This is a genomic window from Arthrobacter sp. PvP103 (assembly GCF_017833075.1).
Taxonomy (GTDB): Bacteria; Actinomycetota; Actinomycetes; order Actinomycetales; family Micrococcaceae; genus Arthrobacter.
Map to the genome: position 1 here is coordinate 1,661,416 of NZ_JAFIBQ010000001.1, position 15,043 is coordinate 1,676,458.

At 66.2% G+C, this 15,043-nt stretch carries 14 protein-coding genes; 7 read left to right on the forward strand and 7 right to left on the reverse strand.

Going from position 1 to position 15,043, the window contains the following annotated elements; all coding sequences use genetic code 11:
* Nucleotides 1-39 precede the first annotated feature (39 nt).
* Nucleotides 40-876 carry a shikimate dehydrogenase gene (locus JOE41_RS07655; protein ID WP_209751805.1) on the reverse strand — a complete coding sequence of 279 codons (837 nt, stop codon included), beginning with the start codon at nucleotides 874-876 and terminating at the stop codon, nucleotides 40-42.
* A 153-nt stretch (nucleotides 877-1,029) separates the two neighbouring features.
* Here JOE41_RS07655 and JOE41_RS07660 point away from each other — a divergent pair, with 153 nt between their 5' ends.
* Entirely contained in the window at nucleotides 1,030-2,358 is a 1,329-nt protein-coding gene (locus JOE41_RS07660) for an MFS transporter (protein ID WP_209751806.1), read from the forward strand.
* Nucleotides 2,359-2,523: 165 nt separating this feature from the next.
* Nucleotides 2,524-2,970 (forward strand): SRPBCC family protein, encoded by a 447-nt coding sequence (locus tag JOE41_RS07665; RefSeq protein ID WP_209742425.1) that lies wholly within the window; start codon nucleotides 2,524-2,526, stop codon nucleotides 2,968-2,970.
* Here JOE41_RS07665 and JOE41_RS07670 read toward each other — a convergent pair.
* A complete protein-coding gene (locus JOE41_RS07670) occupies nucleotides 2,967-3,440 on the reverse strand; it encodes a hypothetical protein (RefSeq protein WP_011693326.1) in 474 nt (157 codons plus the stop codon). The two genes, JOE41_RS07665 and JOE41_RS07670, sit on opposite strands and share 4 nt — an antisense overlap.
* Before the next feature lie 9 nt (nucleotides 3,441-3,449).
* Nucleotides 3,450-5,372 (reverse strand): primary-amine oxidase, encoded by a 1,923-nt coding sequence (locus JOE41_RS07675; RefSeq protein WP_209751807.1) that lies wholly within the window; start codon nucleotides 5,370-5,372, stop codon nucleotides 3,450-3,452.
* Between the two features lie 125 nt (nucleotides 5,373-5,497).
* Here JOE41_RS07675 and JOE41_RS07680 point away from each other — a divergent pair, with 125 nt between their 5' ends.
* Both JOE41_RS07680 and JOE41_RS07685 read left to right on the forward strand, forming a co-directional pair.
* Nucleotides 5,498-6,094, forward strand: coding sequence for a TetR/AcrR family transcriptional regulator (locus JOE41_RS07680; protein ID WP_011693328.1), 597 nt, complete (start codon nucleotides 5,498-5,500; stop codon nucleotides 6,092-6,094).
* Between the two features lie 128 nt (nucleotides 6,095-6,222).
* Entirely contained in the window at nucleotides 6,223-7,182 is a 960-nt protein-coding gene (locus tag JOE41_RS07685) for a helix-turn-helix domain-containing protein (protein WP_011693329.1), read from the forward strand.
* 8 nt (nucleotides 7,183-7,190) lie between these two features.
* Here the strand turns inward: JOE41_RS07685 and gdhA are convergent, their stop codons facing one another.
* The gene (gene gdhA, locus JOE41_RS07690) at nucleotides 7,191-8,528 is read right to left on the reverse strand and encodes an NADP-specific glutamate dehydrogenase (RefSeq protein ID WP_011693330.1); all 1,338 of its coding nucleotides are present in this window, start codon (nucleotides 8,526-8,528) and stop codon (nucleotides 7,191-7,193) included.
* Nucleotides 8,529-8,733: 205 nt separating this feature from the next.
* Here gdhA and JOE41_RS07695 point away from each other — a divergent pair, with 205 nt between their 5' ends.
* A complete protein-coding gene (locus JOE41_RS07695; protein ID WP_209751809.1) occupies nucleotides 8,734-9,429 on the forward strand; it encodes an AmiS/UreI family transporter in 696 nt (231 codons plus the stop codon).
* On the opposite strand, the gene JOE41_RS07700 is transcribed toward JOE41_RS07695, so the two are convergent.
* The 3 genes from JOE41_RS07700 to JOE41_RS07710 form a co-directional block, all read right to left on the reverse strand.
* Nucleotides 9,406-10,881, reverse strand: coding sequence for an APC family permease (locus tag JOE41_RS07700; RefSeq protein WP_011693332.1), 1,476 nt, complete (start codon nucleotides 10,879-10,881; stop codon nucleotides 9,406-9,408). The two genes, JOE41_RS07695 and JOE41_RS07700, sit on opposite strands and share 24 nt — an antisense overlap.
* A 155-nt stretch (nucleotides 10,882-11,036) precedes the next feature.
* Entirely contained in the window at nucleotides 11,037-12,344 is a 1,308-nt protein-coding gene (locus JOE41_RS07705) for an NAD(P)/FAD-dependent oxidoreductase (protein WP_011693333.1), read from the reverse strand.
* An 8-nt stretch (nucleotides 12,345-12,352) separates the two neighbouring features.
* On the reverse strand, nucleotides 12,353-12,697 hold the full coding sequence (locus JOE41_RS07710) for a cupin domain-containing protein (protein WP_011693334.1): 345 nt from the start codon (nucleotides 12,695-12,697) through the stop codon (nucleotides 12,353-12,355).
* A gap of 182 nt (nucleotides 12,698-12,879) precedes the next feature.
* Here JOE41_RS07710 and JOE41_RS07715 point away from each other — a divergent pair, with 182 nt between their 5' ends.
* Both JOE41_RS07715 and JOE41_RS07720 read left to right on the forward strand, forming a co-directional pair.
* Nucleotides 12,880-13,473 (forward strand): TetR/AcrR family transcriptional regulator, encoded by a 594-nt coding sequence (locus JOE41_RS07715; RefSeq protein ID WP_011693335.1) that lies wholly within the window; start codon nucleotides 12,880-12,882, stop codon nucleotides 13,471-13,473.
* A 157-nt stretch (nucleotides 13,474-13,630) separates the two neighbouring features.
* The gene (locus JOE41_RS07720) at nucleotides 13,631-15,040 is read left to right on the forward strand and encodes an aldehyde dehydrogenase family protein (protein WP_011693336.1); all 1,410 of its coding nucleotides are present in this window, start codon (nucleotides 13,631-13,633) and stop codon (nucleotides 15,038-15,040) included.
* The last annotated feature ends 3 nt before the right edge of the window (nucleotides 15,041-15,043 follow it).

Genomic DNA, 15,043 nt, shown 5'->3' on the forward strand with positions numbered 1-15,043 from the left:
GCGGCGGGTCCGCGGGGTCAGACCGGTTTCGGCCCGTGGTCAGTTCCCTGTCCTGATGTCCGCGAGTGTCCGGCCCAGGAGGGCACCGGTCTCCGGTGCCAGTCCAAGGATGGGGATCATAGCCGCCGCCTGCGCCCGAAGGTGGTCCCAGCCGTCGGCACAAGGCAGGCCCTGCGCCCTCGCGGCTGCGATGGTGGCAGTCGTGTGGCCTGCATAGACGAAGTCATAGACAAAGGTGTCCGGCGAGAGCCCTGCAGGACCCCAGGCAGGTTCGTCGGCACTGCTCTTGCCGAGGGGCGTCGCATTGACGATCAGCGAGGCGTCCGCCGCATGATCCCGCGCCTCGGCCCACGTCACTGCAGCGGCTTCCATGCCCAGGCTGGTGGCGAGATCCAGCAACTGCCGCGACGCACGCGGATCCTTGTCTGTCACAGTGACCCGGTCCGCCAGTCCCGCCAGCGCGACCAGTGCTGCACGCGCGGCGCCGCCCGCCCCGAGCATCAGGGCATGCTGCTGGTGCCCGCCGCCCAGCAGCTCGGCGACGGCAGTGATGTCAGTGTTGTGTGCACTCAGCCGCCGCCCGTGCCGGACCAGCAGGTTGGAAGCTCCGCTGATCCGGACCTGTTCGGTAACAGTGTCAGCCGTCCCCGCGGCCCACTGCTTGTGGGGCATTGTCACGTTTGCGGCCACGACGTCGGCGCCCAGCATCGCGGCGCGGACGCCGGACATGTCCTGCCCGGCGGGGACATCCCAGGCCTCGTAGGTCCAGCTGCTTCCCAGCTGTTCCAGGACAGGACCCCAGAGCCCGGGTGACATGGCGGCCGAGGCTTGCGAGCCGATGAGGAACAGCCGGGAGGCCGGTGTGCGGTTTTCCATGGTGGCACCTTTCGCTTGGGAGACTCAGCCGGGGGTGTTGTGAGGCACCTCACTCTGCGCTACTCTTTCAATAATCGCATACCGCACAGCTGTTCGGAATGCGCACAAATTTAGCAAACAACGACCGTCTTTCAGCGCGGAAGGGCAAGCACCATGACAAATACAGCTACAGGCGCCAGCATCGGAGCCGAACAGCGCCAGCTCAAGCGGGCCAAGAAAGCAGCCCTCGCCGCGTTCCTTGGCGGCGCGCTGGAGTATTACGACTTCTTCATTTACGCGACCGCCGCGTCGCTGGTCTTTTCCAGGATCTTCTTTCCGGCAGGAGACCCCACCGTTGCCCTGATCGCTTCTTTCGCCACCTTCGGCGTGGCGTATGTGGCACGCCCCTTCGGCGCGGTAGTCTTCGGCCACCTGGGTGACAAGATCGGCCGCAAGAACACCCTGGTGCTGACGCTGGTGCTGATGGGTTCGGCCACGTTCCTCATCGGCATGCTGCCCGACTTCAACACCGCCGGCTACTGGGCCCCTGCCCTGCTGGTGCTCCTGCGACTCATGCAGGGCCTCTCCGCAGGAGCCGAAACGGCCGGCGCCTCCGCCCTGTCCACCGAGGAGGCCCCGGAAGGGCGCCGCGGCTTCTTCGCAAGTTTTGCGATGAGCGGCATCTCCGCCGGCATCGTCCTGGCCTCGCTGGCATTCCTGCCCGTGGCTGCCATGAGTGAAGCCGACCGCCTCGCCTGGGGCTGGCGCATCCCGTTCTGGCTCTCGTTGATCGTGCTGATCGTCGCGTACCTGGTCCGCCGCTCGCTCGAGGAACCCGAAGTGTTCGAGGAGAAACATGATCACGGCGAGCTGGTGAAGCTCCCCTTCGCCAAGATGTTCAAAACGCACCCGGCCCAGTTCTTCCAGGTGGCCCTGATGTCCTTCGAGACCGTCACCAACACCTTCATGCAGTCCTTTGGCCTGGCCTATGCGGTGTCTGTCGGGGTTCCCGCTTCCACCATGCTCTGGGTCAGCATCACCGGCAACGTCCTGGCCATCGCAACCCAGCCGCTGATGGCCTGGTTCTCTGACAAGTACGGCCGCCGCCCGGTGTTCATCACCGGCGTCCTCGGATCAGGAGCCATGATCTTCGTCTACTTCTCCGTGATTTCCACCGGCAACGTCCCCATGATCTTCCTGACAAGCACGCTGATCACGGCCGGCACCTACGCCATGTCCAACGCCATCTACCCGGCCTGGTTCTCGGAGCTATTCAACGTGAAAGTCCGCTACTCGGGCATGGCCATCGGCCTGCAGGTCGGCATTCTGTGCGCCGGCTTCACCCCGCTGCTCGGCACCGCACTCGTCGGCGCGGACAAGGCAAACTGGGGCCCCGCCGCCTGGATCGTGGCCGCGTCCTCGCTCCTGGCCGTCGCCGGTGCGATCTGGGCCCGCGAGACCAGCAAGACCCCGCTGCGCGAACTGGGCAACTCGGTCCACTGACGGACAGTCGGTCCGGCCTGCCGGGACCCGGGTCCCGGCAGGCCCGCGCACAGTTGCCCGCCGCAACAATGGGACCTTGTCCTCTGCGGCCCTGCGCCGGCAGGTGGTTGGCTGGAGGCCGGGGAAACAACACAGCTGTTGCCATTTGCCACCAGAGGAGTTCCGATGGGCCACATCAAGCTGAACACAACGATTGACGCACCCGTGGAGCGGGTCACGGAGATCGCCACGGATCCGCGGCACTGGGCCTCCTGGTGGGTGAATCTCGGAGAAGCCAAGAAAGTAACGGGCGACGGCGGTGCCGGCACCGTGGTGGAGCACAGTTACCTGATGGCCGGCGTTCCGTTTCCGGTGACCACGCACGTTGTGGAGAACCAGCCGACGCCCGCCGGAGGGAAACACGTACGGATTGAATTCGACGGTCCGCTCAAGGGCTGGCAGAACTGGGATTACGAACCAGCTGGGACCGGGACGCTCGTCTCTATGGAGATCGAATACAACGTGCCGGGCAGTGCGATCGGCAAGTTCGTGGACCATGTCATGATTGAACACCTCCAGGAACGCGCACGGCAGCAGACGCTGGAAAACCTCAAGCTCATTGCGGAGCGCTAAGGGCCGACCATCAAGGCCGTACGCCGCAGCCTGGCCACCAGCGTCGCGGCGAGTAACGCCGTCGTGATTTCCATGGCGATGATGGGGAGCATGCCCCCGGCAGCGGAAACCGCGGCGTCCGCTGCCGGCAGCCCGGAGACCCCGTGGCTGTGGCCGGCCGGACCGGCAGCCGGCACGTCGCCCAGCAACAGGAAAGCGTGCACGGCGGCCATCGCCAGCGCGCACGCCATCACCTGCCGCAGCGAACCAGGCCTGCCGTCGCGCCAGATGTGGACCGCGCACGGCAGGCATACCCCCACCATGGCCAGCATCAGCAGGTTCAGCCACATCCCGTGGTGGTTTCCCGCGACGAGCCACAGGTGCACCAGGGAGGACGCAACAGTGGCCGCGGCAACGGCGCGCATGTGCAGCACGGGCCGGGGGTGGCGGACGGAGCCGGCGGCGCGGCTCCATCCACGCAGTGCTGTCATGGCGTCGTCCTAGCCGTGGCAGTGTGCGCCGGCGGGCGTGCTGTTCGGGTTGGCTGGCACATCCAGCACGGGGCTGCGGTCGAAGAAACCCTCAGGCCGCAGCTTGAAGCCGACCGTGTCCACGGGCATGATGGGCCAGTCCTCGACCCGGGGGAAGTGGGTCAGCCCGAAGGTGTGCCAGACCACGATGTCCTGGCCGTCGATCTCGCGGTCCTGGGCGATGTAGGCCGGCAGCCCCGCTCCCCCGGAGTGCTGGTTCACGAAGTCGCCGGTGGGGTACCGCTCGTCCTCTGCGAACCGGGTCACCCACAGGTCCTTGGTGGCGAACGCCGCCCGGCGGGCAATGGAGGAATCCGGATCCGCCAGGAGCGTGGGCTGGCCCTGGGCATGCAGCTTGTAGCCCACCGGTTCGCCCAGCCGGTTGCGCGACTCCGGGTTGGAGATGATCCAGGTCCGGCCGCTGCGTGCATCGGCTTCCCGGACGGCCTCGGATTCCCGGGTCAGGACAGTCCTCTTCCGGGAAAACGCGTTGCCGCGCTCGTTGCCTTCGCCCATGGGCTGCCGGACCACGTCCTCCTCCTCCACCCGATTGGTGAAGCCGTCAATCGCCATGTCCAGGCGGGCGCTGAAGAGGTGCTGGTGGAACGGTGCGCCGAGCCCCGGTGCGAGCTGGGAAATGTTGGCCGAGCCGCCTTCGGGGAAGGCGCTGGTGAAGACGACGCCGGTGGCCTTGGCCTCGAATTCGATGGTGCCGTCGAGGTAGAGGTACCAGTAGAAGCCGTAGTCGTAGTTGCCTATGGTGGTGAAGAAGGAGATGACCAGGCGGCGGTTGCGGCGGGTGTAGTTGATGCCCGTCCAGAGGTCGCTGTGCTTTGCCAGGATGCCCCAGTCCTCCTCGTGCATGCAGATGCCGTTGCGGATTTCGCGTGGGTTGCCGAACGCATCGCTGATCACAGGGCTGAGGTACGTGATCTCGCCGAGGCAGTCGCAGCCCAGTTCGAGCGAGTTGGCGTACTGGCCCACCAGGTATTCGCCGGTGTCGAAGTAGTTCTGCCAGGACCGGATGGGCGACGGGTCGCCGTAGGGAACCACCATCTCGGCAATGGAGGCGCGGTTGATGATGGGGCGCTTCCGGTCGCCGTCCTGGAAAGCCAGGTTGTGCAGCACCACGCCCTCGCGGACATCGAAGCCGACGTCAACGCTCCACTTTTCCCACTCAACGTGGTTGCCGCCCGTGACCGTAAAGCTGGGCCCTTCGGGCTGCGTGATGTGGAGCGGCTTCTGGGTGGTGCGGACCGGACCGGTGAGCTCGGGGTCGGTGTAGTTACCGTGTTCGGCCGGGATGGGCACGGCTCCCAGGTCCAGGACCTGCGTGACTTCCCTGCTGACGACGTCGATGTAGGCCACCAGGCCGTCAACGGGATGCGCCCAGGCGCTGTCCTCGGGAAAGTCCTGCACAAAGGCCAGCCCGCGGAGGATGCGCCGGCCCTTTTCCTCCGGGTACTCGAAGACACCGGCGGACAGCGGAGCAACGCGGACCTTGCGGACGTCGAGTCCGCGGTCGGCCAGGGCCTTCAGCCACCGCCCGTCGGAGGCCAGGAGCTCCTCGACCACCTCGAACTCCTCTTCCAGCACCGGAAGTTCGCCGGCGACGGCGGTGTCCAGTTCGACGGCGGAGGTCACCTCGCCGCGCGTCACGGAGACCGTCACGTCGAGGGGGCGGCCGCCGGAAACATCGTGGACGAACACGCGGAAGCGACGGTCCTCGGAATCCTTGGCACTGCCCCGGGCGGGGTCCAGCAGGCCGAGGTAGGCGATCCGCTTCGCCGGGTCCAGCAGTCCCCCGGCGCGGAGAATGCCCTGGACTTCGGTGATTTCAGCGCCGGTTGCCAGGCGGTACGGGGTGACTGTGTCAGTTGATGCAAGTGTCATGCGCTCGACCTTCGTCCGGGACCGTGTTGGGGTCGGAATTTTTATTTTCTATAGTTGTAGAGAATAACCGTCCGTAAGATGGCTCACAATAGCCAGCCGCAAAATATTTCCGGGGGAGCACCACCGTGCCAAAGATTGTTGACCATGATGAACGGCGCCTGGAACTCGTGGATGCGACTTGGCGGATCATCGCGCGGCTGGGCATCGAAGGTGCCACCATGCGGGAGATCGCCCTCGAGGCCGGCTTCGCCAACGGCGCCTTGAAGCCGTACTTCCCCACCAAGGACACGCTGCTGACATTTGCCTTCGGTCACGTCTTCAACAGGACCAATGAGCGCATCCGGGAGGTGACGGCGGGCAAGGCCGGAATTCCGGCGCTCAGGGCTTTTTGCGTTGAGGTGCTGCCGCTGGACTCCGAGCGCGTCAATGAAGCGCGGATCGTGGTCCCGTTCTGGCAGAAGGCCATCAACGATCCGGAAAAGGCTGCCATCCACCGCGAGTCCATGGACCAATGGCATGCCGCGATCGTGGCGCACCTGGCCCAGGCCAGGACGCGGGGTGACGTGCATGCCGCCGTCGACGACTCAGCGGTTGCCGGTCACCTGCTGAACATGCTGCTGGGCGCGCAAATAGCTGCCGCACTCGCCCCGGACGGCCAGGCGGATCCGGGCCTGAACGACCAGCTGGAAGCATTCCTGACCCTGCTTCAGGCCGCGCCCTGATCTTTTTTCGACGTCCGTCGAAAAAAGATGACAATGCCAGCCATCGGCGCTAACCTGAAATGACTGTGTCGCAGGACACAGTATTGGGGAACCACTATTCAGATGGCTATCCGGCGTCAGGAACATCCATGTCTGCAATTACAGCCCGCCCCGCTGGCCAGGACCTCACGTCCAGCGTGGCCACCTCATTCGACCACTGGCGGCACCTCGTGGCGCAGTCCTTTGTGCCGCTGGCCGCCGAGACGGATCATCCCGACACTTTCCGCGGCCGGATGCGCTCCAGGGTCCTGGACCGGCTGTGCATCGTGGAGGTCTCCGCCTCGGGCCACAGCGTCCACCGCACGCCGGCCCTGGTGGCCCGGCCTGGCCAGCGCTATTTCAAGCTCAACCTCCAGCTGGAGGGCACCGGGCTGCTCATCCAGGACAACCGTGAGGCAGTGCTGCGCCCAGGCGACCTCGCCATTTACGACACCAACCGCCCGTACACCCTGGCGTTCGAAGAGCAGGCCCGGGTCATGGTGGTTATGTTTCCGCACGACTCCCTGTCCCTGCCCCCGGATTACGTGGGCCAGCTTTCGGCGGTCCGGCTGGCCGGCGGGCACGGGCTGACCGGCATCGTGGGCCCGTTCATTGCCCAACTGGCAGAGAACCTCGAGGCCCTCAGCGGCCCCAGCGGTTCGCGGCTGGCAGCCAACGCCCTGGACCTGGTATCAACCATGCTTCATTCTGAACTGGACATGGCCCGGGACAGCATGAAGCCCCAGGTACTGCTGGCCACGTCCGTCCGCGAATACATCGAGGCCAACCTCGCCGATCCGCAGCTTTCGCCGGCCAGCATTGCGGCGGCGCACTTCATTTCCACCCGCCACCTGCACAACATCTTCCACGAGACGGGCACCACTGTTGCCAGCTGGATCCGGAGCCAGCGCCTGGAACGCATCCGCCGCGACCTGAGGGATCCGCTACTCAACGGCACGTCCGTGGGGGCAGTCGCCGCACGGTGGGGGTTCCTGGACGCAGCGCATTTCAGCCGCACCTTCCGGGATGCCTACGGCGAATCCCCCAGCGACTGGCGCCGCGGCGCCTGAATCGGCTGCTAGATCAGGCCCTGCGCAAGCATGGCGTCGGCCACCTTGACGAAGCCGCCGATATTGGCGCCCAGCACATAGTTGCCGGGTTCCCCGTACTCGTCGGCTGTGGAGGCGCAGCGGTGGTGGATCCCCACCATGATGTCCGTGAGCCGCTGTTCCGTGTGCTCGAACGACCAGGAGTCGCGGCTCGCATTCTGCTGCATCTCCAGCGCGGACGTCGCCACGCCGCCCGCGTTGGCGGCCTTGCCCGGGCCGAACAGCACGCCGGCCTCCTGGAACACCGCTACGGCCTCGCGGGTGGACGGCATGTTGGCGCCTTCGCCGATGGCGAGCAGTCCGTTGCGGACCAGCCTCGCGGCAGCATCGCCGTCGAGCTCGTTTTGCGTCGCGCACGGCAGCGCCACCGTCGCGTCGACGTCCCACACCGAACCGGCCTCCACATAGGAGACGCCGGAACGGCGCAGCGCATAGTCCTTCAGGCGTCCGCGCTCCACCTCCTTGATCTCGCGGAGAAGCCCGACGTCGATGCCCGCCTCGTCCACGATGTAGCCGGAGGAGTCGGAGCAGGCCACCACCGTGGCACCGAGCGACTGGGCCTTGGCGACCGCATTGATGGCCACGTTCCCGGAACCGGAAACCACCACGCGCTGCCCGTCGAAGGACTTTCCGCGGGTCTTCAGCATTTCCTGGGTGAAGATCACCGTGCCGAAGCCGGTGGCCTCGGGCCGGACCAGCGACCCGCCCCAGGAGATGCCCTTGCCGGTCAGGACGCCGGATTCGTAGCGGTTGGTGATGCGTTTGTACTGGCCGAAAAGGTAGCCGATTTCGCGCCCGCCGACGCCGATGTCGCCGGCCGGCACATCGGTGTATTCGCCGATGTGGCGGTACAGCTCGGTCATGAAGGACTGGCAGAACCGCATGACTTCGGCATCGCTGCGGCCGCGGGGGTCGAAGTCCGAGCCGCCCTTGCCGCCACCGATGGGCATGCCGGTGAGGGCGTTCTTGAAGATCTGCTCGAAGCCGAGGAATTTCACGATGCCCAGGTAGACGGACGGGTGGAATCGCAGGCCGCCCTTGTAGGGGCCGAGCGCCGAGTTGAACTCCACCCGGAAGCCGCGGTTGATCTGCACGCGGCCCTGGTCATCGGTCCACGGCACCCGGAAAATGATCTGGCGTTCGGGTTCGCAGAGCCGCTCCAGGATGGCCGCTTCGAGGAATTCGGGGTGACGGTCGTGGACAGGGCCCAGGCTTTCAAACACCTCGACCACTGCCTGGTGGAACTCCGCTTCTCCGGGGTTCCTGGCCAGGACGGTGTCCCTGATGGCCTCGAGCCGTGCATCCATGATGATTCCTTACGTCGAACCGGGGCCCGGGACGTCTCCGGCGACGCCGCACCGGCAGCCTTTTATTGAAACTTCAACATACCCAATTGTGACTGCGAGGGCCACACACGGCCAGTCGCCGTTCCACTAACCTCCGTATTGTGACATCTAATTTCCATAAAACGAAAGTTACGGCCTCGGTTCCAGCTCCGGCGGGGGACTCCTGATGGCCCACATTTGCTTGCTTCTCTCCGGGGCCGCGCTCCTGATCAACGGGCTCGCAGCGCTGGAGCTGCTCCCCCGCAGGGACGCCGCGGTGATCAGCCTGGTCATCGGCAGCATCCAGCTGGTCCTCGGCATCACGTACGTCGCCGGCGCCTATACGGGCACCGGCGACGGCGGCCCGCATTTGCTGCTCGGGGCGTCCGGGATGTTCCTGTTTGGACTGACCTACATGTACGTCGGCCTGGATTTCCTGCTGGGGCTCGGGTCCAGGGGGCTCGGCTGGTTCTGCGGGATGGTGGGGCTGTGCGGCCTCCTGCTTGCCGCCGCCTGGTCCGGGGAGGATCCGCTGCTGGCCGTTCTCTGGCTCTGCTGGACCTACCTGTGGCTGCTGTTCTACCTGCAGCTTGCGCTGGGCATGGAGCGCCTCACGCCACTCATCGGATGGTCGCTCGTCCTCACCAGCCAGGCATCGGCAACGATTCCGGCGTTCATGGGTATGACAGGCCGCTGGCCCGATGGTCCGGAAGCGGCGACGACGGCGGCGGGCGGCGCAGCAGCTCTGGCGGTGCTTCTGCTGCTGGCCGGCTGCCTCGCGTGGCGCGGGCGCCACACCGCCGCCCGCGCCGCCGTCGCCGGCTCTTTCGGCGTCCCTGTTGTTACCCCGGAAAGCCGGCTACCGGACCAGCTCAAGCTCTGAGGCCCGGATCTGCCGCTCCACCCGGATCTCCACCAGCACGCCGGCCAGGAACAGGGCGGGAACAGCCGCCAGCAGGCCCGCGGCCGTTTCGGTGCTGCCACCGATAAGGGACGTGAAGTTGCTGACCACCAGATACAGCACCCACGCCAGCAGCGCGGAAGCGAGCACCGGGGCGATGAACGTCTGCCAATGCTGGCCGGCTACCTTTTCCCGGCGGAAATAGGCGACGACGGCGAGGGAGGACAGCATATACAGCACCAGCAGTGCCGCGACGGCGAGGCCGCTGAACCAGGAGAACAGGGTCAGCACCGGGTCCAGCCCCAGCAAGGCGAACGGCGCCACCAGCAGGGCGGCCACTACGGTCTGGATCCAGGCCGCGGCGGCCGGCGCGCGGTGCCTGTTGGTCCGGGCCACCACTGCCGGCATGGAACCGCGCAGGGCCAGCGAGTGGAGATATCGGTTGATGCCGTTGTGGAAGGCAATGATGCCTGCCAGCAGCGAGGTCACCAGCAGCACTCCGGCGGTGATGCCGGCCCAGGGGCCGAACATTTCAACGATGGGGCCGATTACGAACGATGTGGCATCGCCGGATTCCAGGGCGGCGCCCGCGGCATCCGCCACGTGTGAGGGCCCGTAGAAGCTGACCAGCATCCAGGTGATGAAGGAGAAGAAGACGGCGATGATGCCCACGGACAGGTAGGTGGCCCGTGCAACGGTCCGGTGCGGGTCTTTGGCCTCGGCGGAGTAGATGGCGGTGGATTCGAAGCCGAACATGGAGGCCACTGCGAACATGATGGCGACGCCGGGAGCTCCGCTGGCAATGGCTTCCGGCGCGAACGAGGCGGCGAGGTCCAGCCCTTCGGGGCCGCCGCCTTTGAACAGCACGGCGAATCCGAACATCAGGAGGATTGCCACTTCCAGGCCCACCAGTACGGCGAGGACGCGGGCTCCGAGTTCAATGTTCATGGAACCCAGGACCTGGACGCCGGCCATGGTGGCCACCGCGAGCAGCCACCAGGGAACAGTTACGCCCGCGGTTGCCAGCAGCCCGGAGAATGCCGCTCCGTACAGCCCGTACATCGCCGCCTGCACCGTGCTGTAGGCCAGGAGGGCAAGCCACGCCGCGCCGGCACCGATCTTGCGGCCGAACGCTGCGGTGACATAAGCGTAGAAGGCGCCGTTGGTCTGCACCTTCCGGCTCATGGCCACGAAGCCCACCGCGAAGATGACAATGACGATGCCGACCACGAGGTAGGCGCCCGGGGCGCCGGCACCGTTGCCGAGCGCGGCAGCGAGCGGCGCTGCTCCCACGATGCCGGTCAGCGGGGCCTGTGCGGAAAGGACAAAGAACAGGATGCCCAGGACTCCGATGCTTCCTGCGCGCAGGGCGGTGGAGTGTTCCTGGCGGGAACCGGGTTCTGCGGTCCGCGATTCAGGGTTCGAAATACTCATTGGATCCTTCTTAACGGTAATGAGTGCTGGGTGAAAGAGCTAGGGGAGGGTGCCTGGGCCCGGGCAAAGGTGCACCGTGAAATCCAGCATGGCACTTGCCGCCGGGCCCGGCTTGTCGTGCAGCGATCAGTTGTTGTTCCTGAGCGCAGCGTGGTTCAGGGCCGCCCGCCTGCCAGCAGGGACGCTGCGTCAAGGGCGGCCCCCATGCCGCTCTCAATGGCGCCGTCGATGAATCCGCACCAGCCGTTGGCAATATCGGAACCAGCAAAGAGAACCAGGCCGTGCGAGGCCTGCATGGCGGGTAGGTGCGTCGACAGAAAGCCGGTGCGGTGCATGGGCCAGGTTTCACCGGACAACGGATCGTCCACCCAGTTGTGGCTGGCCACCGCGACCACTTCGGCTCCCGGCACCAGGCGCGCGAGCTGTGCTTGGACGGCGACCGGATCCTCCACCTCGATCTTTGCGGCGTCAGGACCGAACCCGACGGCGATCGTGTCGCCGTCGAGCGCGTATTCCACCTGGAAGAAATTCAGTGGCCAATCGGCACCTCCCAGGGCCACGAACGGTGCATGTTCGCCGCGAAGCCGGAACCAGACCTTGGCCCCCTTGGAGACCTGCCCAAGGCTGGCGGCTTCGGCCTTGGCCGCCGGCAGGGGCGGCTCGAAGTCAACTGCATTCAGGGCATGAAGCGGAACGGTGACAATCGCAGTCCGGGCACGGACCGTCCGACCGTCCGCACTGCGGATTTCCACGACATCCGCGTCCTCAGCGACGGCTTCAACCTTAAAGCCGTATTGGATGCCGGCCCCCGAGTCCGCGAGCATCGAAGCTGCCAGTGCGGCTGTGCCACCAACGATCTTGTACGTGGCACACGCCTCGAAGTTCACCGCCCAGTCGCCGTTGGTTAGTGCCACCCAGCGAAAAGCCTGAGTCAACGCGGCGTTGTCCAGTGGACCATTGAAGTTGAGGGCCCAAAAGGATTCAAGAATGTCCCGCGGCGCGCCTGCGGGGAATTGTTCACGGATCCTCGCTTGGACTGACACGTGGTCGATCGACTTGAAATCGTCGCGGGCCATGGGCCTGAAGGGCTCCGGAAAATACTTGCGGGAGTCGCGGACGAACTCCTCGTTTGTCTGGCCGATGAGCCCCAGCAACTCATCCGGCCTGCCTTCGTGACGGCACCCGTCCGCCCACCAGAAGGCGCGTTCCGGTTCGGGACTTGGCGTGGTCTCCAGCCCGTAGCGTGTCAGTTCGGCCCAGACGTGCGGCTGCGTCCAGTGCACCCAGGTTCCGCCGATTTCAAGGTCCCGGCCCAAGCGGTGGTCCAGCCAGGTCCGGCCGCCTATCCGGTCCCTGGCCTCGACGATATGGACGGCCAGTCCCTGCCTGCTGAGCTCGCGGGCCGCGGTCAGACCGGCAAAGCCTGCGCCGACCACCACTGCGTCATACACTTCGTTTCCCATGGCGCGCCCTACGAGTACACAAAGAATTCGACGGTGGGCGCAAGGACAGCCCACCGGGTACGCGCACCCTTGTTGAAGGAGGCTGCACCTCCGGCAGTGAGATCGTAGGCGTCCCCGCCCTCCACTTCGATGCGCAGGTGCCCGTCGACGATCGAGATCGTCTCGTCCGCCTCCATCACCAGGTCGAAAGGCTCCGGCGCCTCGGCGGGCGTTACATGCCAGTAACCGCAGGCAAGGGAGGGACGGTCCCCCTCCCCGAAGCGGCGCACCCACTGAACCTGCCCGAGTTCGAAGGGTTCTATCTTCTCTGGATTAAGGGCGGACGAAGTGGTGAAAGCAATGGGCTCTGGCATGTTGACTCCAAGGGGAATGACGGCGCCGGCGGCTCGGCCGGGCGCGGGTCGGGTTGGGTTGGGGTGGTGTTCCAGCAAGGCTGAATAGTGAGCCGCATCACCACCTGGGATCAATCTAAGCAGTTGCTTAGTTTAAGTCAATAGCGTTTTAACGGCTCTTCGTCGCTGGCTAGACTCGGATTATGAATTCCTCTCCTGCCGCCGCCCCGCCGTCAAAATACGGCACGGGCAAGGAGGCCTTGCTCCGCGCCGCCGTGACTGTGGTGGCAGCAAAGGGATTGCGCGGGCTGACGTACCGGTCGGTGGCAGAAGCTGCCGGCGTCAACAACACGCTGGTGGCCCACCATTTCGGTTCCCGGGACGCGCTCATCGCCGCGGCCCTGGACTGGGCCACCGAGCAGTCCATCAGCGCGTCCAAGTTGCGCGAGGCGGCCACGCTGGGCCACTCGTTCACGGAGACGTTGCTGGGGCTGCTGCTGGCCGACCCCGAACTACAGGTATTTCAGTACGAGATGATCCTGGAGGCGCGGCGGCGCCCCGAGCTTTCGGAAGCGGTCACCGCCCTCTACGAAAACTATGTCGGGGCCCTGGCCGCAGGGCTGAGTGCCTCCGGCGTGACCCACAACGTTCAGGTTGTGGCCCGCACTCTGTTTGCTGCCCTCGATGGCCTTGTCCTCCAGTATCTGGCAGGTGTCGATCGCTCAGCGATCGCGGCATCCCTCGAGGAAGTCCACGAGGTACTCCTGCTCAGGACGGGCTCCGGCACACAGCCCTGAGGCCAGCCCTGTCGTTCAGGCCCGCCGGACTGTTCGCCACAGGTCAAGTGCCGTACGCGGATACACAAGACCCGCGGCGCCGGCCGGAGCACGCTTAAGGCAGCGCTATTAGGCCGTACCGGCCGCGTTCTCTGACCTACTCGAAGTGGAGTACCCCATGGAAACCTACGACGCCCTTCTGGCCTCGATCACCGCGGACACCGGCGAAACCCGGACCATCCTGGACCCCGCCACCGGGGAACCTGTAGGCGAGGCGCCGGTCCACACCGTTGCGGACCTCGAGGCGGCCATCGCCGCCGCCGCAGCCGCCCAGCCCGCGTGGGCAGCACTGGGCCACGACGCCCGGTCCGCCGCGCTCCTCAAAGCAGCCGACGCCGTCGAACGTTCCGCCGAAGAACTCGCCCGGCTGCTCTCCCGCGAGCAGGGCAAACCGCTGAACGGCCCCAACGCCCGCTTCGAAGTCGGTGCCTGTGCCGCGTGGCTGCGCGTCGCTGCCGGCACGCCGCTGGAACCGGAAACCGTGGTGGACGACGGCGAAACCCGGGCCGAACTGCACTACCGGCCCATCGGCGTCGTGGGCGCGATCGGGCCGTGGAACTGGCCCATGATGATCACCGTCTGGCAGATCGCCCCCGCCCTGCGGATGGGCAACGCAGTGGTGGTCAAGCCCTCCGAATACACCCCGTTGTCCGTCCTGGCGCTGGCCAGGGTCCTCAACGAGGAACTCCCCGAGGGCCTCCTCACGGTGGTCTCCGGCGGCCGCGACGTCGGCGCCCGGCTCGCCGAACACCCCGCGATCGGCAAGGTCATGTTCACCGGCTCCACCGCCACGGGCAAGGCGATCATCAAATCCTCCGCGGACACCGTGAAGCGCCTCACCCTGGAGCTCGGCGGCAATGACGCCGGCATCGTCCTTCCTGACGCCGATCCCAAGGCCATCGCTGAAGGCCTCTTCTGGGGCGCCTTCATCAACACCGGCCAGACCTGCGCGGCCCTCAAGCGCCTCTACGTCCACGATTCGCTGTATGAGGCCGTGTGCGAGGAGCTCACTACGGTGGCCGCCGCGATGCCCATGGGCAACGGCCTGGATGAGAACAACGTCCTGGGCCCGCTGCAGAACCGGCAGCAGTACGACATCGTGGCCCGCCTCGTCGAGGCCGCCCGCGACTCCGGGGCCCGCGTGCTGCTGGGCGGCAACCCGGACACGGACCAGCCCGGCCACTTCTACCCCGCCACCCTCGTGGCGGACATCGACAACGGCAACCCGCTGGTGGCGGAGGAGCAGTTCGGCCCGGCCCTGCCCATCATCCGCTACAGCACCGTGGATGAGGCAGTCACCATGGCGAACGCGCTCGACGTCGGGCTGGGCGCCTCCGTCTGGTCCTCCGATCCCGCCGCCGCGCGGGACGTTGCCGCCAGGCTCGAGGCAGGCACCGTCTGGATCAACAAGCACGGCGCCGTTGACCCCCGCGTCCCCTTCGGCGGCGCCAAGCAGTCCGGCTACGGCCTGGAATTCGGCGTCGAAGGCCTGAAAGCCCTCGGCGTCCCGCAGGTGATCAACGGCTAGCGC